We start from the raw sequence: 18,358 nt of genomic DNA, 5'->3' as shown, positions 1-18,358 counted from the left end.
ATTAATATTCAAATGGTTAAATGCGCATTGGCATGACAACATATTTATAGTTGCTGTCATTGTCCACAGTCACCAGGCAGCTACTGTTGGCATCCGCAAATGAAAGCGTGACGCTTTCACTGTCCGAGTTGTTCAATACATCAATCATGTAAGTCACATTAAAGCCAATATCCAGGCTGCTACCGTTGTAGCTGATTTCAAGTTCTTCTTCCGCTTCTTCCTGTTCGCTATTGGTGCTGATCAGTTTCAGGCTATTGGCAGCCAATACCATGCGAATGCCACGATATTTTTCGTTGGACAGAATAGAGGCGCGCTGCATGGAGAGCAAAATAATTGTGCGGTCTATGGTAAAGCTGTTCTGATGCCCAGTTGGAATAACGCGTGTGTAATCCGGGAATTTTCCGTCAATTACCTTTGAAATCAATCGGATATTGCCAAATGCAAAATTTGCCTGCCCATTGGCAAGCTCTATTGTGACCTCTTCTTCGCTTTCATCCAATAGTTTTATCAATTCGATCACGGTTTTGCGCGGCAGGATGACTTCCTGTTTGTCATAACTGCTGTTGAGTTCTGCTGAGGTGAAGCTGAGGCGGTGACCATCGGTACCGACTACATTCAGACGGTTGCCGTTGACTTCGAACAACAGGCCGTTGAGGTAGTAACGGATATCTTGCTGCGCCATGGCGAATTCCACTTGCTTGAACAGGCGTTTCAGGAATTTCTGGCCAATGGTGATGACAGTATTACCTGTCTCGGCCGTTTTGGTCATCAGCGGATAATCTTGCGCGGGTAGGGTTTGCAGATTAAAGCGGCTTTTGCCGGTTTTTACCTGGATGCGGTTTTCCTGAGTGGCCATGGTGATGTCAGCGCTTTCAGGTAACGAGCGGCAGATATCAAGCAGTTTTTTGGCTGATATGGTGGTAGAGAGTTCACCCCCTACTGGTGTTTCTACAGAAAGCGATATCTGCATTTCCAGATCTGTGGCAGTCAAGACGATACTGTCTTGTTTTGCTTCCAATAACAGGTTGGAAAGAATAGGCAAGGTATGACGTCTTTCAACAATACTGCTCACGGATGAAAGAGGTTTTAGCAGAGTATCTCGGTTGATTTGGATGTTCATATCTTTAAAACCTAATATAGAAAAAATAAATTGATAATAACAATAACGTCGGTAACTTCTGTTGATAACTTTATTTTTTATTTAATATTCAATAAATTGAATGCAATTAAACTTTCTTGAAACTTTTATAATCTACTGTGGACAGAATGTTGGTTATTTTACTGTTTTCTCAAAATCATGTTTAACCTGCATATTTGTGCACAGCATTTCCATAGGTCTGGGTGATATTCAATCGCGGATAACCTGAATCAATACTGAAATATCCCTGGCCAGGTTGGGATCATTCTGACGGAGTTGCTCAATTTCATCACAGGCATGCATGACGGTGGTATGGTGGCGGCCGCCGAAGGCTTCTCCGATTTCAGGAAAGCTGTGGTTTGTGAGCTCACGGGCCAATGACATGGCAATCTGGCGCGGGCGGGCGAAATTGCGTGAGCGCTTCTTGCTGTACATCTCGGCTACTTTGATTTTGTAGTAGTCCGCCACGGTTTTTTGGATATTGTCGATAGTGATCTGGCGTCCACGTACGGCAATCAGGTCTTTCAGCGCTTCTTTGGCAAGACTCACATCAATCGCATGGCCGGTGAAGTTGGCCATGGCGATGATGCGGTTTAATGCGCCTTCCAGTTCCCGGACACTGGAGCGGACTTGTTTGGCAATAAAGAAGGCAACATCCTCATCCAACGTGACACGTGCTGCTTCGGCTTTCTTGAGCAAGATGGCGACGCGCATTTCCAGCTCAGGCGGCTCCACTGCGACTGTCAAACCCCAGCTGAAGCGGGTGCGCAGGCGTTCATCGACATCGGCGATTTCCTTGGGATAGGTATCGCAGGTAATGATGATCTGCTTTTTCGCTTCGATCAGGGAGTTGAAAGCGTAAAAAAATTCTTCCTGGGTGCGGCTCTTTTTGGCGAAGAACTGGATATCATCGATCAGCAGCAGGTCGAGCGAGTGATACTGGCGTTTGAATTCGTCAAACGCCTTGTGCTCGTATGCCTTAACCACATCCGAGACATAGCGCTCGGCATGTAAGTAGCGGATCTTGGCATCCGGGCGTTGCTGTTTCAGGTGATTGCCAATGGCTTGCAGGACATGAGTCTTGCCCAGCCCAACCCCGCCGTAAATGAATAATGGGTTATAGGCTGTGCCCGGGTTTTCTGCTACCTGGATAGCCGCAGCCCGTGCCAGTTGGTTGGCCTTGCCGGTAACAAAATTATCGAAACGGAAAGCAGAGTTGAGGCCATTGCTCTCGGTAGCGGCTTTGGTTTTCTTGACAGTTGCTGCGGCTGATTTGGCAGGTGTGACGGTCTTGGTGATTTTGCTGATTTCAGCTTCAATTTTTGCTGCTGGTTCAGGCTTTGCCACTATCGCAGGTTTGGCAATCGGCTTGATGGCTGCTTTGTCGCTGGCGTCATAAAGCGCCAACTCGATTTGCATGGGCGCAGGGAATACCTCCTCTGCCCAGTTGTTGATCTTCTGCAGGAAGCGATCCTTGACCCATTGCTGAACGAAACGGTTTGGCGCCAGCAGGCATAATGTGTCATCGCGTGTTTCAAAACGCAATGGCTTGATCCAGGTGTTGAATTGCTGTGCTGACAACTCTTCTTCAAAGCGACCGAGACAAAGAGACCAAAAATTTTCCATCGGTTGCCCGAAACTCCGCAGTGAAATGATGAATTGACGAATGAGTTGATATCAGGACAGCTGTTAATTTTGCTTGTTATTCAGCTGGATATTGGTTTGATGGGATTATTTAACCCAAAAACCATACTCAACGATTCTAGCCTGTTTGCCACAACTTATCCACAGGCAGGCCACAATCATTTTCACAGGCACTGCCTTTTTCCAAATAAACATTGACATAGGCGGATGTTTTCAGGTTAAATTACGCGTTTTTGATTCGTAACAAAGAATTCAACCGGAGATTCACATGAAACGCACTTACCAGCCTTCCAAAATCCGTCGTGCCCGTACGCACGGTTTCCTGGTGCGTATGAAGACCCGTGGTGGCCGTGCTGTGATTGCTGCGCGCCGTGCCAAGGGCCGTGCTCGCCTGGCTGTTTAATCAGCCGTTCGCCATCAGGGCGATTTTAGCTATACATGGTTTTGCCATCCTATGCGTTCAAGCGCCAGGCAAAATTGTTAAAAACGGATGAGTTTTCATCCGTTTTTAATTTCCGCAGACGGATATCGGGCCGATATCTGGTATTACATTACCGTTACAACGATCTTGATTACGCTAGGCTAGGCCTGGTGGTTGGTAAAAAAGTTGCTCGCCGTTCGGTTGACCGGAATTACATGAAGCGCTTGTTGCGGGAACTGTTCAGGCTCAACCAGCATCAACTATCAGGGTTGGATTTGGTTGTCAGGCCACAAATGTTGTTTTCACATGCGCAATATGCGGAAATAGCGCAGGAATTCATGGAGTTGCATAGCAAATTGCAGCGCAAGATAGCAACCCGGCAGGATACGGAATGAAGTTGTTGACCTGGGTCATGGTGGCCTTTATCAAGCTGTATCAATGGACATTGAGCCCGATGCTGGGCCAGCGTTGCCGTTTTTACCCTACCTGTTCGCAATATGCGATTGAAGTCATACAAAAACATGGCGCATGGCGTGGAGCTTTCTATACAATACGCCGTTTGGCCAAATGCCATCCTTGGCATGAAGGCGGTCATGATCCCGTGCCATGATATTTCATGGCTTGATGATTTAGATTAAGAGATTTATGGATACCAAGCGCCTGATTCTGTTTGTTGTTTTCTCATTTTCGATCCTGATGTTATGGGATTCCTGGCAACGCGAGCACAAGCCCGCTCCTGCTGCGATAGCAGTCGCGCAGCAAACCGAAGACAATAGCGTGCCTGGCGCGGCCAAGCCTGCAGGCAATAGCCAGCCTGCTTCCTTGCCTGTGGAAACAGGCTTCCGCCTGCAGTCGGCGGAGCGCATCAACGTCGTTACCGATTTATACAATGCATCTATTGACACCGTTGGTGGCGATTTGCGCCGTCTGGAACTGCGTGAGCACAAGGACGATGGTGACCTCAATCAGAACTTCGTTCTTATGGATGACCGCGCAGCGCCCATGCTGTATGTGGCGCAAACCGGGCTGATTGGTAGCGACTTGCCTACGCACAAGGCAATTTTCACTAGCGAAGCAAGCAGCTACGAACTGGCGCAAGGTGCTGACAAGCTGGATGTGCGGCTGACCTGGAAGGGCGACAACGGCGTCGAAGTAGATAAGATTTATACGTTCCATCGTGATAGTTATGCGATCGACGTGAGTTACCAGATCCGCAATCACAGCGAAGCAGCTATCGACCCTTCCGTGTATTACCAGATCGTTCATGACAACGAGTCCCACCAGGGTTCGCGCATGATGCCAACATTTACCGGCGCTGCCTATTTCACTGACGCTGACAAATACAAAAAGTTGAGCTTCTCCGACATGGCCAAGAGCAACTTGTCCAAGAATGCCGATGATGGCTGGATTGGCTTGGTGCAGCACTACTTCGTCAGTGCCTGGATTCCCAAGGAAGGCTTGGCGCGGGAATATTACTCCAAGAAACTTGCCGACAAGATTTATTCCATTGGCAGCGTCAGCCATCTTGGCAATATCGCGCCCGGCGCTTCTACAGAGCTCAAATCGCGTTTGTATGCCGGTCCGCAAAACCAGAATGACCTGGAAAGCGTCGCACCTGGCCTGAAATATACGGTGGATTACGGCATTCTCACCTTGATTGCCTCTCCCTTGTTCTGGGTGCTTTCTTCCATCCAGAAACTGGTGCACAACTGGGGTGTGGCCATCATTCTGTTGACCATTCTCATCAAGCTAGCTTTTTATCCGCTTTCCGCTACCAGCTATCGCTCCATGGCGCATATGCGTGAACTGGCTCCGCGTCTGCAACGTCTGAAGGAGCAATATGGCGATGACAGGCAGAAGATGCATCAAGCCATGATGGAGCTGTACAAGACCGAGAAGATCAACCCGATGGGTGGCTGTCTGCCTATCCTGGTACAAATTCCTGTCTTTATTGCCTTGTACTGGGTATTGCTGGGCAGCGTGGAAATGCGTCATGCGCCATTCATGCTCTGGATCCAGGACTTGTCCGCGCCGGATACCCTGTTCGGTACGATTCCCTGGTTGAATATGCCGATCGGCCTGCTGCCCATCCTCATGGGCGTGACCATGATCGTCCAGACCAAGCTGAACCCCAAGCCAACTGACCCGATTCAGGCCAAGGTCATGACCATCATGCCTATTGTGTTCAGCGTGTTCTTCTTCTTCTTCCCGGCTGGCCTGGTGCTGTACTGGCTGGTGAATAACATCCTGTCTATTGCTCAGCAATGGCATATCAACCGCACTACCGAGCGCGAAGCTGCCAAGAAGAAGGGCAATGCTCGCCGCTGATACCATCGCTGCCATTGCCACTGCTCCCGGCTCAGGGGGCATTGGCGTGGTGCGGGTTTCCGGGCCTTTGAGCCGGAAGGTTGCAGAAGGTGTACTGGGCCACTGCCCCGCGCCACGCCATGCAGCCTATCTTCCCTTCCGTGATGATAACCATGCCCTAATTGATCAGGGCATTGCCATTTATTACGCTGCGCCTTATTCCTACACTGGCGAGGATGTACTCGAATTACAGGCTCATGGCGGCCCTGCCCTCATGCAGATATTGCTGAACCGTTGCCTTGCATTGGGAGCGCGGCAGGCCGAGCCGGGTGAATTCACGCGTCGAGCCTATCTCAACGATAAGATCGACCTGGCCCAGGCCGAAGCTGTTGCCGATGTCATTAATGCTGCCACCGAGGCGGCCGCCCGTAGCGCGGTCAGGTCTCTTTCGGGTGAGTTTTCCAGCCGCATTCATAACCTGCTGCAACAGCTCATTGATCTACGATTATATGTTGAAGCGTGTCTGGATTTTCCTGAAGAGGATATTGATTTCATCAGCCAGGGCCGTGTAGCGGAAAAGCTGGCAAATGTGTCGGCTGGCCTGGAAGCTGTCTTCCATGAAGCGCGCCAAGGCAATTTATTGCGGGAAGGCATACAGGTGGTGCTGGTTGGCCAGCCTAATGTCGGCAAGTCCAGCCTGATGAACCAGTTGGCGGGCGAAGAAGTGGCTATTGTGACGCCTATTGCCGGGACTACTCGCGATACCATTAAAAATTCCATACAAATCAATGGAATACCGCTACATATCATTGATACGGCAGGTTTGCGTGACACTACAGATGAAGTAGAACAACATGGTATCGCCCGGACATGGCGAGCTCTGGAAAACGCTGGTGTTGCATTATTATTGCTCGATGCAGCTCATGGTATTGGCGAGATGGAAAAATCGATTCTGGAGCGATTACCGCAGTTTTTGCCCAAAATTTGGGTGCACAACAAGATAGATCTTGAATCAACAAGCCCGAAGATCGTAGAAATCGAGGGTCAGACCCATATTTATCTTTCAGCCAAAACTGGCGAGGGGATGGATTTGCTACGCCAGCGTTTGCTCGAAATCGCTGGGTGGCAACCCAGTGGTGAAGGCGTATTTATGGCCAGAGCCCGTCATTTGGAGGCAATGAATCAAGTACGTGGTCATCTCGATCTCGCCGCCGATTTATTGATGCAGCCTGAATTATTCGCGGAGGAATTGCGGCTGGCGCAAGAGGCTTTGAATACCATTACCGGCGAATTCACGCCGGATGATTTGCTGGGTGAGATATTTAGCCGGTTTTGCATCGGGAAGTGATGTGGAGTCCAGGGACATCCACTGAAGTCTACTCATGTGGCTGTAAGCCGCGTAAACAAAGGGATTTTTGTCTACTAGCGGATTCGGTGATACAGTCAAAGCCACTCTCTTTTATGTCCAAGTTTAGTTCCAAGTAGCTGGATAATTGCTTTCTTCCTCCTACTTGGACATACGGAGGATGAGATGGCACTGACCGACACCGCACTCAAGGCGCTCAAGTCCAGGGACAAGACCTACACGGTCACCGACGACCGGGGGCTTCATGTGGAGGTCTTCCCGACCGGGGGCATCGTCTGGCGTTACCGCTACCGGCTGAACGGCAAGTACGAGAAGCTGACGCTGGGCAAGTACCCCGCGTTGACGCTGAAGAACGCCCGTCTAAAGCGGGATGAGGCAGCTCAGCAAGTGGCGATGGGCGAGTCGCCCGCGAAGAAGAAGCAACAAGCCAAGGTGACCGGTGCTGAAGATGCCACCGTGGCCGACTTCGCCGAGCGCTTCTTCAAGGACATCCAGGCACGCGACCGCAAGGACGTGACCATGCCTCGTCGCTACCTGGAAAAGGACATCCTGCCGCACATCGGCAGCAAGCCGGTCCGGGAAGTCACCGCCGAAGACGTGCGCAGCGTCATCTGGCGCAAGAAGTCGCAAGGTTTCGACGCCGCCGCCGGCCAGGTGCGCGGCCTGCTCAAGCGCATGTTCGACTACGCGCTCACCTGCGGCCTGATCCAGGCCAACCCGGTCATGGCCCTGCCCATGCGGCACGTCTACCGCGCCGCCGCCCGCGACCGGGCGCTGACGCCAGACGAAATCCGGCGGTTCCTGCGCGCCATGCAGAGCTCCAACATCCGTCGCCAGTTCAAGATCGCCTTCCAGTTGATCCTGATGACCCTGGTGCGCAAGTCCGAGCTGATGCTGGCGCAGTGGAAGGACGTGCATCTGGACGAAGGCGAATGGCACATCCCGGTCGAGAACTCCAAGACCGGCAAGCCGCACATCGTCTACCTGTCCACCCAGGCGCAGATGCTGTTCAAGGAGCTCAAGCCGCTGGCCAGCAGCAGCGTCTGGGTGTTGCCGGGCCGTGGCACCCTGGCCAAGCCCTTCGCCAGCAATGCACTGAACCAGGCGCTGAAGGTGTCATTGCAGGGGCAGGAGATCCCGGCCTTCACCATCCACGACCTGCGACGCACCGCATCGACGCTGCTGCACGAACAGGGCTGGCCTTCGGATGTGGTGGAAAAGGCGCTGAACCACACCATCGGCGGTGTGCGTGGTGTCTACAACCGGGCCGAGTACGCCGAACAGCGGCGGGAGATGTTGCAGGCGTGGTCGGACTACATCGACGGGCTGGCGCCGTCGGGGAATCTGGTGATCGGTGCCGGCTAGACGTGACGGTGGCCTTTTCCTTTTCCGGGTAGGGCCGTTGTCTCTTGGGCACCATTCCCTTATCGCCTTTTCATCTTCCCTTTGGCCGGGCCAAGCCCGGCAATTCATTTTCTCTTTCTGCTGCTTTTGCCCGGCTTGGGCAGCGCCTTGGCGGCGTCCTCCAACGCTCGCACATTGGCATCTGCACCTTCGGCCTCCAACAAGGTCCGCCGCTGGACGGCGAACTGCTCATATTGGTTCTCAGCGTGGGCGTCGGCCTGCTTCTTGGAGATACGGCCTGCGCCGGTGAGCACATCGCGTTCGTTGAAGGCCAGGAAGGCATCGAGCCGCTCCGCCCAGTCCTTCAGGAACACCTCCTTGCGCCGGCGGGCCTGATCCTCGGCGAAGTCCAGCCACATCGTGACAATGCGGTTGAGTTCGCTAATTTCCGATTCCCGCAGGTAGTTCTTGGCAACGGTCACATCGGCCTTCTGTACGCTGCCGGATTTCCAAGTTGTCAGCCCCATGTTGGGCTGGCGGCTGTCGGCACGCTCGGCAATCAGTTCAGCGGCGGTCTTGCCGGTGACGGCGAAGTGCAGCTTGTTCTGAATGAAGCGGAAGAACTGGGTGGTTTCCGGCAACGTGGGCGAGTAGTCCGCCGCCATCGAGAAAATCTCGCGCACCCGCAGGTACATCCGGCGTTCGCTGGCCCGAATGTCGCGGATACGTTCGAGCAGCTCATCGAAGCGGTCGGGAACGGCGGAACCGGCGACGGGCGGGTTCTTCAGGCGTTCGTCGTCCAGCGTGAAGCCCTTGACCAGGTACTCCGCCAAGCGCTCCGTGGCCCAGCGGCGGAATTGTGTACCACGTGGTGAGCGCACTCGGTAGCCGACCGCCAGAATCGCCTCCAGGCTGTAGTAGGCCACCCGGTAACTCTTACCGTCAGAGGCAGTTGTCAACCATTGGTTGACAACTGCCTCGGGCCGCAGCTCCCCCTCGGCAAAGATCGCCTTCAGGTGTTTGGCAACGTTCTGCTTGCTGGTCTGGAACAGCTCGGCCATGCCCGCCTGCGGCAGCCACAGTGTATCGGCCACGAAGCGGCATTCGACGCGAGTGCGTCCGTCCTCGGTTTCGTAGAGCAGGAATTCACCAGGCAATGGTTGGAGCTGGTCAGTCATGAGCAATACATCCAAACGAGAGGATTTGCAGGGGATCGGCTTCGGTCATAGAGGCTATTTCAGTCATCGAATGCTCCCAAGCCGTCTGGGTTCTTACCTGCTTTTAGCATCTCGAACTCTTTCAAAAATTGTGAAACAGCCTCAGTCGCCTCACTGGGAACCGCCCCCTTTCTTGTCAATTGGGCCAATCTTTCGGCGCAGGCAGCAGTATCAAGATAACTCTCCAGCCATGTTGGATTGAGACGAGGCTGAAGGCGCACAGCCCAATCGCCCACGGTCTGGGATCTGGTGTGCTGAAGGAACTTTGACAGCAATGCCAAAAGCCCATCATCAGAAGCTGTTGTGCGGTCGCACCACGTTCTTACCTCGGAGCCATCGCCCCATTGCCGCCAAACGGCGAGCAGTCGTGGTAGTTCCGGATGTTCTATAAATTCGGCCTCGCCCGAAAGCACACGAACCCTATCGAGCCACGCGACCTTCAAGCTAGAGACTTCATCAGCCGATAGCAGCGTGGTTTCGTTCGTTTTCTTCGCCTTGGTGGTTTCATCATCCAAGGCTCGTAGGAGCCAAGCTTGAACTGCGACGGCGCTGCCTGACTTGATGGCAGCTTCCAGAACACTGGCGCGCTGATCAGCGGGTAATCTCTTCAACAAATGATAGACAGGGCGGGACGCACGCGAGATATTGCCAAAATCGAATGCGCCCCGTTCATCGGCAGGATCAATCAATGAATCGCCGATGTTGAAGATGGCTTGGATGACCAGCGGGATATGCTCATCCGGAATGTCTTTCTCGACGTGATCCATCAGGCGTTCGAGAAGCACCCGCGCTTTCGACAACCCGTCAGGACGCTTTTCTTCTTTGGCGCGAACGAGTGCATCACCGAAATCAGTGGGGGATGCCGCCAGACTCAGCAAGGCCATGATCTCATTGCGACGAACAGCACCAAGAGGCACGGTGAGCCGGAAATAGATCGGAAATACATCGGGGTGGGAGGCGCGCAGCTTCCTGCGCCACTCGTTCAACCATTCGGAGCCATACCCCATTTGGCTGATCTTCGGGAAAATACGTTCCAGCAATGCTTGGGTACTCGCCCGTAGCGACTCCGGCACCTGATTCACCCAGCCCTGACGGAAGGCTTGGGCTGCATTTCGATCCTCCTCGTATCTGTCGTCGCGGCTGTGGCCGGAGAACCTATTTGCATTCGCCCGAACAACTCCATACAGATCGGGCAGAAAGACTCTGACAGCTTCGAGTGCGATGAAATCGACAGGATTGACCTCTCCACGCACCGCCGGATAGGTCACGGACAGTGTATTCGTGAAGCGAACGACATCTCGGGGCACTTGTATAAGAGGATCAATGCCATCATAGAAAACGTTCGTCCAATAGGATTGGTCGAACAGACCATCTGGCGTGTCGCCCAATACCTGATCAAGGCGTTTGAAAAGCGCCGCCTGCAAGGCAACGCGTTCAATAGGCGGTAGCTCAAATGGAACCTGAATGATCTTTTCCAGGTATCGCTCACCTGGCAACCCGCTTTGCTGCTCGATGGCCTGCGCTGCAACGTCACGATCAAAAGCCAGCAGGTAAACCACGTTCGGGAAGTCCGCCAATGCCTTGATGACGGTGAATAACTGCCGTGTCTCATCAGGCGTCAGTCGATCGATGTCGTCGATCACGACCAATATGCGTTTCTTGGCCTCTCTCAATATCTTGCTGATCTCGGATTTGAGCGTGGGAACGTCTTTCGGCTTCCGCTTGGTCAGTATCCCGATGAGCTTCCCGAGCTTGCCTGCTGCACCGCCAGTCACACCAGATAGATCGATCAGTCCGCCCACGCCCTCTGCGAAATCACCGAGCAGGTCACCCAGCTTCTTGAACTTGTCACTCTTATTGGGCAGAACGGCTTGGAGTTGTCCAAGAAAAGCGCGAGCGAGGTTTTCTTGTCCAGAGAACCACCAAGGGTTGAACGGAACGACGACAGGCCGGTCTTCCTCAGGCTGTTGCTCAATGTAATGGCCGACATAGCCGAGCACCGTGGACTTTCCAGAACCCCATGGGCCGTAAAGGGCGAGCACTAAGCCATCGCTACCCGGATAACGATAAATGCTGTCAGCCAAGCTCTTGGCAAACGATGCATGGCCGAAAAGATCGTCTTTCGGGTCGATGCTGGGGCGATCAGCAGAAAGGGCGGTCATCTGTCACCCCTAAATCCATCCAGCAGACAGTGCCTCGGCTTGCTGCAACACCGTCTGCACCGCCGCGTCCTGCAAATCCGGCGGATAGCCGTACTTGCGCAGGATGCGCTTGACTAATACACGCATTCGGGCGCGTGCCGAATCGCGGTGTGCCCAGTCCACCGAGACGTTGCCTTTCAGGCTGACCAGTAGTTCATGAGCGATCACCTTGAGCTTGTCATCGCCCATTGCCTGCACCGCCGATTCGTTCTCGGCCAGTGCATCGTAGAAGGCGATTTCCTCGTCGCTGAGGCCGGATTCCTCTCCACGCTGCCGTGCCGCGCGGATGTCCTTCGCCAACTGGATTAGCTCCTGCAACACCTCGGCAGTGGTGATGGCATTGGCGTGGTAGCGCGCTACGGCGGCTTCAAGTCGTTCGGAAAACGTCCGCGTTTCGACGATGTTGGCCTTGCTGCGCGAACGGATGCCATCGTTGATGAGCTTGCGCAAGGCTTCCAGCGCAAGGTTCTTCTTCTGCATCTGTTGCACTTCGGCAAGAAACTCGTCGGACAGGATGGAAATGTCCGGCGACTGGATGCCTGCCGCTTTCAGGATGTCCACGATCTCGGTGCTGACCACGGCACGGCTGACGATCTGCTGGATGGCGAAGTCACGCTCTTGCGAGGTCACGCCAGAGCCAGTGCTCGATTTGACCAGCGCGGCGCGAATAGCTTGGAAGAAGCCGACTTCCTCGCGGATGCCGCGCGCCTCGTCGGAGGCTGACGCCAGCGAATACGCCTTCGACAAAGCCAGAACCGCGTCCTGATAACGCCGCTGAGCGTTCTTCTTGCCTTCCTCGGTGATCTTCGCCGCCGCCCATTGCTGCTGCTTGTCCAGAATCCACTCGATGGCTCCGGCCATCATCATCAAACGTTGATGGGGTGTGCCGTTCAGAGCTGTTGCGTAATCGAAGCCGTGGTACATGTCGCGCACCACTTCGTACTTCTCCAGCAGCACGGCCACAGCCTGCGCTTCATCGACGCCCGTGGTCGCCTGGTCGCGCGCCGAATACTGCGCCAGTGCCGACTTCAAACTCTGAGCAATGCCGATGTAGTCCACGATCAGACCCGCAGGCTTGTCGCGGAATACGCGATTGACGCGAGCGATGGCTTGCATCAGTCCGTGGCCCTGCATCGGCTTGTCCACATACATCGTGTGCATGCACGGAGCATCGAAGCCGGTCAGCCACATGTCGCGCACGATGACCAGCTTGAGCGGGTCTTTGGCATCGCGGGCGCGTTTGGCAAGCAGGTCGCGTCGCGTCTTGTTGCCGATGTGCTGCTGCCATTCGGGTGGGTCGCTAGCCGCGCCCGTCATCACGATTTTGATGGCTCCGGCATTGTCATCGGCGCTGTGCCAGTCCGGGCGCAACTTGACGATCTCGTTGTACAGCGCTACGCAGACGCGGCGGCTCATGCACACTACCATCGCCTTGCCATCCAGCGCGGCCAGCCTGTCTTCGAAATGGGCTACCAAATCCTGAGCCACGAGTGCGAGGCGTTTTTCGCTGCCGACCAGTTTTTCGACGGTCGCCCATTTCGCCTTCAGCTTTTCCTGTTCGGTGACTGCCTCGTCCTCAGTCAGCGCTTCCACCTCAGCGTCGAGCTTGGGCTTCTCATCTTCATTCAGTTCAATGCGCGCCAACCGCGATTCGTAGTAGATCGGCACCGTCGCGCCGTCCTCCACCGCGCGGCTGATGTCGTAGATGTCGATGTAATTGCCGAACACCGCCGGGGTGTTCACGTCGGTGGCCTCGATAGGCGTGCCCGTAAAGCCGATGAAGGAGGCATTGGGCAGCGCATCGCGCATGTACTTGGCGAACCCGTAGGAGACTTCGCCGGTCTTGGCATCCACTTTGGCGCGAAAGCCATATTGCGAACGGTGTGCTTCGTCGGCGATGACGACCACGTTACGGCGCGTGGTCAACGGCTCATTCACTTCTCCGAACTTCTGCAAGGTGGTGAAGATCACGCCGCCCGAAGCCCGGGCCAGCAGTTGCTGCAAATGCTCGCGGTTTTCGGCTTGGATCGGCGTCTGGCGAATCAGGTCGCGGCACATCGAGAAGGTGGCGAATAACTGGTCGTCCAGGTCGTTGCGATCGGTCAGCACGACAAGCGTCGGGTTCTCCATCGCCGGGTGTTTCACTAGTCGCCCGGCGTAGAAGGCCATCAACAAACTTTTGCCGGAACCCTGTGTGTGCCAGATCACGCCCGCACGCCGATCACCCTTGGATTGCGTGGCCACGCTGGGCAGACCGTAGGACGCCGGTTCCTCGTGCACCCCCTGCCACGGGTCGGCGGCGCGAATCGTCGATTCGACGGCGCGATTCACGGCGTGGTACTGGTGATAGCCCGCCACGATCTTCGCTAGGCCGCTGCCTGTTTCGCCGAACACGGTGAAGTGGCGCAGCAGATCGAGGAACCGCTGCTGCTCGAATACGCCTTCGATCAGCGTCGGCAGTTCCGGCAGGCCCTTTTCCAGAATGGACTTGCCATCCGTGGTGCGCCACGGCATGAAACGTTCCAGATCGGCAGACAACGAACCCACCCGCGCCGCGACGCCGTCAGACGTGACCAGCAGCGCATTGGTGTGGAACAGTGCCGGAATCTGCTGCTTGTAGGTTTGCAGTTGATTGAACGCGCCGGCCAGGTGCGCACCCGCGCTGCCCGGCGCTTTCAGTTCGATCACGGCCAGCGGCAAGCCGTTGACGAACAGCACGATGTCCGGCCTGCGGTTGACCTGGCCGTTGATGACCACAAACTGCTGCACCGCCAGCCAGTCGTTGCGTTCAGGCGCATCGAAGTCCAGAAGCTGAACCTTGCCCGCCGTCAGCACGCCATCGTCGCCGTAGTACTCAACATCTGCGCCTTCGGTCAGCAGCGTATGGATGCGACGGTTTTCTTCCAGCAGAGAGGGAAAGACGGATTGGGTGAGCTTGCGGGTGGCATCCGCCCGCGCTTCCGGCGGAAGCTGCGGATTGAGCCGTAGCACGGCGGCTTCCAGTCGCTTTTGCAGGATCACGACATCGTGACTGTCGCGTTCCGGCGCGCTGCCGTCCGGGCCGATGGTGTCGTCCGAGGCAATGGCGTAGCCCAGCCCGCGCAACTGATCGAGCAGGGCTTGTTCGACGGCGGCTTCGGATAGAAAGGCCATCAGGCTTCCCCTTGTTCTTCGTTTTGTTCCATGATGGCCGCGGGAACGCCACGCGCGGCGTTCAGGGCTTCGATGTAGGCACCTCGGTCGAGCTGATAGAGCAAGCGACTAACAGGGATATTGAGGGAAAGATATTCGCCGCCGGGCAGCAGAACCCGAAGTTCCGAGTTGCCGTCATCGTCCGTTACCAATTCCAAGCCGATAGTTGCGTCAATCAGTTGATTGAATGCCTCGAACCGTTCCCACGGTTCACGCGAACTGACGGGATCGCGCTGCGTTTCCAGATAGGCTTGGTGTAGGAACATCACCAGCGCATCTGCCGACAAAACTGCCGAGCGCCGATGATGGACAGACAGCTTGGCCAGGAATCCGTCCCGACCGTGGCTGACTGGCCCGGATTCATTCCGTAGATCGCCCAAGGCCGTCGTTAACTTGTGGTGCTGCGATACTAGCTTGAGGAACTTGTTGTTCTGGTTCTCGCCGAGCTTTAGCACTCGCACTGCTGCGCCGACCCATTCGCCGAAGTCCGGAGCCGCAGCCTTGGGCTTGACGGGGTGGGTAGGTGAATCCAGTTCGTCCACGATGATGCGACAGAACACTTCGACGATGGATTTCGCACAGTCGATGCACGCATCGTTATCCTGCTCCAAGGTACGCTCCAGCGCCTCAAAGGTCTGCTGCAACATCGGCGCATCGCGCCAATGCACGCAAGCTTCGCGAATACCGGGGCACCAATCCAGACTCATTGGGGCACCCGCAGTTGGCCGGAGAGAAGGCGTGGCAGCAGTGCGTCACGTATAGCTGCGAGGGTGGCAATGTGGCGCTCGTTGTTCTGGATGCGTTCCAGCATTGGTGCCGCCACTTCGTCGAACTGAGCCAGCGCGTCGGTCGGCGGCTGCACAACCTTGATGGGGCGAAATGCGGCCTTGCTGATCTCCATGAAGGTCGAGCCGTTGGCCTTTTGCTTGATGGCTTCCATGTTGACCTGCGCCCAGAACAGTAGCCACACTGGCGACAGGGCACCGCCGGGCAGCATGGCGATGAAGCCCTGATTGATGGCGACAGGCACGGCGGCGATGGCGAGGTAGCCGATGGGGGCACGCGACGACATCAATAGCGTGCCAGCGGGCAACAAGCCACTGCTGATGCGTGCTACGCCCGCATCGGTGATACGACGTTCGGTGGTTATCAGTATGGGCGCTTGTAGGCCGGATAAATCTTTCGGTGTGGCCCAGTGGTGTAAGCCGCCATTCCAAAAGACTTCGTCCTTGGTACTGGGTGTTGCGCCGCCCACGCACTGCACGAGCTTGCCGATTTCTTCCGCCCGCCACCCCTTGGGAATCAATCCGAGTTCCGATTCCTGCATATCCCCTGGCGGCACACCGTCAAAGTCCACAAAGCGGGACTTGAACAGCCCGGCGGCGATGGCTAGCAGCGTGGCGTTGGTCTGGCGCAGGTTGGCGATGCGGTCGTCGAGGGTTGCCAGAAAACCGGCAGCATCACGCCTAATGTCAGGCGACGGCAGTTCGATGGGATACTCTGCAATGGATTGCCACGAAACACGCTGACGCCCCGATGTGCCTTCCATCCGAGAGATGGCGAACTTGCGAAATTCCGGCTCCCTGCACAAGTAGTAAACGAAATCATTGTCCTCCGAATCGTGACCACAGAGCACGATGAACTCGGTTGAGCCTTCGCCGACGGCTCCATCTGCAAGCACATTGACCTGCGCCGTCTTGCCGTTTTCGAGGCACGGCGTAATCCGCGCAAGCAGCGTATCGCCGTTCTGAAAATGTGCGCCAGCTGCCTTTGCAACCCTAATTTCAACATCTGAAACCGAAATATCACGCCCACTCAAGGGCAACGCAGCCATTTGGATAAATGGCACGAATTCGCCTTTTTTGACCTTGCGGGTCGGGTTGATGGCGGCTACATCAGACAGCTTGGCCATAGCCCAACGCCTCCAACTTTTCACGGATGAGTGAATCCAGTTCGGTGCCACGCTCCGTCTGCTTGGACAACTGTGCAGTCAGGCGCCGCATCTTGTCGTCAAAAGCTTCGTCGTTATCCTCCTGTGCTTCCGCGCCGACGTAGCGACCCGGTGCCAATACATAGTCATGTTCTCGGATTTCTTCGAGGGTGGCGGATTTGCAGAAGCCGGGAATGTCCGAATATTCACCCGCGTCGGTTTCACCACGCCACGCATGGTATGTGGCCGCGATGCGGGAAATTTCTTCGTCGGTCAGTTCACGCCGCGTGCGATCCACCAGTACGCCCATCTTGCGTGCGTCGATGAACAGCACCTCTCCACGCCGGTCACGCAGCTTGGTCTTCTTCACCAAACCGTTGCTGCGGCCCTTCGCCAAAATCCATAGACAAGCCGGAATCTGCGTGGAATAGAACAATTGGCCAGGCATGGCGACCATGCAGTCCACCACGCCTGCCCCATCAGCAGCTTCAAGCATGGCTTTTCGGATCTCGCCTTCGCCGCTCTGCTGCGAGCTCATCGAGCCATTGGCCAGCACCACGCCTGCAACGCCATGCGGTGCAAGGTGATGGAAGATGTGCTGCAACCACGCGTAGTTGGCGTTGCCCACGGGCGGAGTGCCGAATTGCCAGCGCACGTCTTCACGCAGACGCTCGCCGCCCCAGTCGGAGATATTGAAAGGAGGATTGGCGAGGATGAAGTCGGCCTTGAGGTCGCGCAGCTCGTCCTTGTGGAAGCTGCCTTCGTTGTTCCAGCGGATGTCGCTGTCTATGCCACGCACGGCCAGGTTCATCTTGGCGAGGCGCCAAGTGGTGTAGTTGCTTTCCTGGCCATAAATGGCGATGTCGCCGATGCGCCCGCCGTGTTCGGTGACGAACCGTTCGCTCTGCACGAACATGCCGCCGCTACCGCAACATGGGTCATACACGCGCCCGTTATAGGGCTCCAGCATTTCCACCAGCGTGCGTACCACAGAACGTGGGGTGTAGAACTCGCCACCGCGCTTGCCTTCCGCACCTGCAAATTGGCCAAGGAAGTATTCATAGACGCGACCCAGTACGTCTTTTGATTTGTCGTTACCCTCGTTCAGCGTGATGCCGGAGATCAGGTCGATCAACTCGCCCAGCATCACCTTGTTGAGCGCGGGGCGGGCGTAGTCTTTGGGCAGCACGCCTTTCAGCGATTCGTTGTCTTTCTCGATGGCGCGCATGGCGTCATCGATCAGCGTGCCGATGCTGCTTTGCTTGGCGTTGGCTTGCAGATGCGACCAGCGCGCTTCCTTGGGCACCCAGAAGATGTTGTCGGCGAGGTATTCGTCCTTGTCCTCGGCGGCGGCGGCGTCCTCTGCCAGCAATTCAGCATGACGGGACTCGAAGGCATCAGAGATGTACTTGAGGAAGATCAGGCCCAGTGCAACGTGCTTGTAGTCACTGGGTTCCATGTTGCCGCGCAGCTTGTCGGCGGCCTTGAACAGCTCCGCTTCGAAGCCGAGGTTGCCGCCGTTGTTGTCGTTCTGTGCCATTGTTTCCTGTCCTATGTGCGTGCCGGGCCGCTCAGTACGACCAGAAGTTTTTTGCCAC

General features: G+C 55.6%; 14 protein-coding genes. 6 read left to right on the top strand and 8 right to left on the bottom strand.

The window, feature by feature from the left end; genetic code table 11:
* Nucleotides 1-16: 16 nt before the first annotated feature.
* Both dnaN and dnaA read right to left on the bottom strand, forming a co-directional pair.
* A complete protein-coding gene (gene dnaN, locus V7Z75_RS07630; RefSeq protein WP_334108014.1) occupies nucleotides 17-1,120 on the bottom strand; it encodes a DNA polymerase III subunit beta in 1,104 nt (367 codons plus the stop codon).
* A 228-nt stretch (nucleotides 1,121-1,348) separates the two neighbouring features.
* A complete protein-coding gene (dnaA, locus tag V7Z75_RS07625; protein WP_334108013.1) occupies nucleotides 1,349-2,764 on the bottom strand; it encodes a chromosomal replication initiator protein DnaA in 1,416 nt (471 codons plus the stop codon).
* A gap of 286 nt (nucleotides 2,765-3,050) precedes the next feature.
* Here dnaA and rpmH point away from each other — a divergent pair, with 286 nt between their 5' ends.
* From rpmH to V7Z75_RS07595, 6 genes are all read left to right on the top strand, one after another.
* Nucleotides 3,051-3,185, top strand: a complete 135-nt coding sequence (gene rpmH, locus V7Z75_RS07620) for a 50S ribosomal protein L34 (protein ID WP_230348357.1) — start codon at nucleotides 3,051-3,053, stop codon at nucleotides 3,183-3,185.
* 35 nt (nucleotides 3,186-3,220) lie between these two features.
* On the top strand, nucleotides 3,221-3,598 hold the full coding sequence (gene rnpA / locus V7Z75_RS07615) for a ribonuclease P protein component (RefSeq protein WP_334108012.1): 378 nt from the start codon (nucleotides 3,221-3,223) through the stop codon (nucleotides 3,596-3,598).
* Entirely contained in the window at nucleotides 3,595-3,813 is a 219-nt protein-coding gene (gene yidD / locus V7Z75_RS07610) for a membrane protein insertion efficiency factor YidD (protein WP_334108011.1), read from the top strand. Before rnpA ends, yidD begins: the two co-directional genes overlap by 4 nt.
* 35 nt (nucleotides 3,814-3,848) lie before the next feature.
* Nucleotides 3,849-5,531, top strand: coding sequence for a membrane protein insertase YidC (gene yidC / locus V7Z75_RS07605; protein WP_334108010.1), 1,683 nt, complete (start codon nucleotides 3,849-3,851; stop codon nucleotides 5,529-5,531).
* Nucleotides 5,518-6,858: a tRNA uridine-5-carboxymethylaminomethyl(34) synthesis GTPase MnmE gene (gene mnmE, locus V7Z75_RS07600; RefSeq protein ID WP_334108009.1), complete on the top strand. Its 1,341-nt coding sequence runs from the start codon at nucleotides 5,518-5,520 to the stop codon at nucleotides 6,856-6,858. The genes yidC and mnmE overlap by 14 nt, the downstream gene beginning before the upstream one ends.
* Nucleotides 6,859-7,041: 183 nt before the next feature.
* Nucleotides 7,042-8,241: a tyrosine-type recombinase/integrase gene (locus V7Z75_RS07595; protein ID WP_320564616.1), complete on the top strand. Its 1,200-nt coding sequence runs from the start codon at nucleotides 7,042-7,044 to the stop codon at nucleotides 8,239-8,241.
* Nucleotides 8,242-8,345: 104 nt separating this feature from the next.
* On the opposite strand, the gene V7Z75_RS07590 is transcribed toward V7Z75_RS07595, so the two are convergent.
* From V7Z75_RS07590 to V7Z75_RS07565, 6 genes are read right to left on the bottom strand one after another with little or no spacing between them, the layout of a single operon-like run.
* A complete protein-coding gene (locus V7Z75_RS07590) occupies nucleotides 8,346-9,398 on the bottom strand; it encodes a virulence RhuM family protein (RefSeq protein WP_320564615.1) in 1,053 nt (350 codons plus the stop codon).
* Between the two features lie 59 nt (nucleotides 9,399-9,457).
* Nucleotides 9,458-11,599, bottom strand: coding sequence for a KAP family P-loop NTPase fold protein (locus tag V7Z75_RS07585; protein WP_320564614.1), 2,142 nt, complete (start codon nucleotides 11,597-11,599; stop codon nucleotides 9,458-9,460).
* Between the two features lie 9 nt (nucleotides 11,600-11,608).
* Nucleotides 11,609-14,791, bottom strand: coding sequence for a type I restriction endonuclease subunit R (locus tag V7Z75_RS07580; RefSeq protein ID WP_320564613.1), 3,183 nt, complete (start codon nucleotides 14,789-14,791; stop codon nucleotides 11,609-11,611).
* A complete protein-coding gene (locus V7Z75_RS07575; protein ID WP_320564612.1) occupies nucleotides 14,791-15,537 on the bottom strand; it encodes an abortive infection family protein in 747 nt (248 codons plus the stop codon). The genes V7Z75_RS07580 and V7Z75_RS07575 overlap by 1 nt, the downstream gene beginning before the upstream one ends.
* Nucleotides 15,534-16,742, bottom strand: coding sequence for a restriction endonuclease subunit S (locus V7Z75_RS07570; protein ID WP_320564611.1), 1,209 nt, complete (start codon nucleotides 16,740-16,742; stop codon nucleotides 15,534-15,536). Before V7Z75_RS07570 ends, V7Z75_RS07575 begins: the two co-directional genes overlap by 4 nt.
* Complete coding sequence (locus V7Z75_RS07565) at nucleotides 16,726-18,300, bottom strand: class I SAM-dependent DNA methyltransferase (protein ID WP_320564610.1); 1,575 nt, start codon at nucleotides 18,298-18,300, stop codon at nucleotides 16,726-16,728. The genes V7Z75_RS07570 and V7Z75_RS07565 overlap by 17 nt, the downstream gene beginning before the upstream one ends.
* Nucleotides 18,301-18,358 lie beyond the last annotated feature (58 nt).

This window comes from Methylobacillus sp. (genome assembly GCF_036844465.1).
GTDB lineage: Bacteria > Pseudomonadota > Gammaproteobacteria > Burkholderiales > Methylophilaceae > Methylobacillus.
Note: the sequence above shows the minus strand (reverse complement) of the source record. Positions and strands in the feature narration are given on the sequence as shown.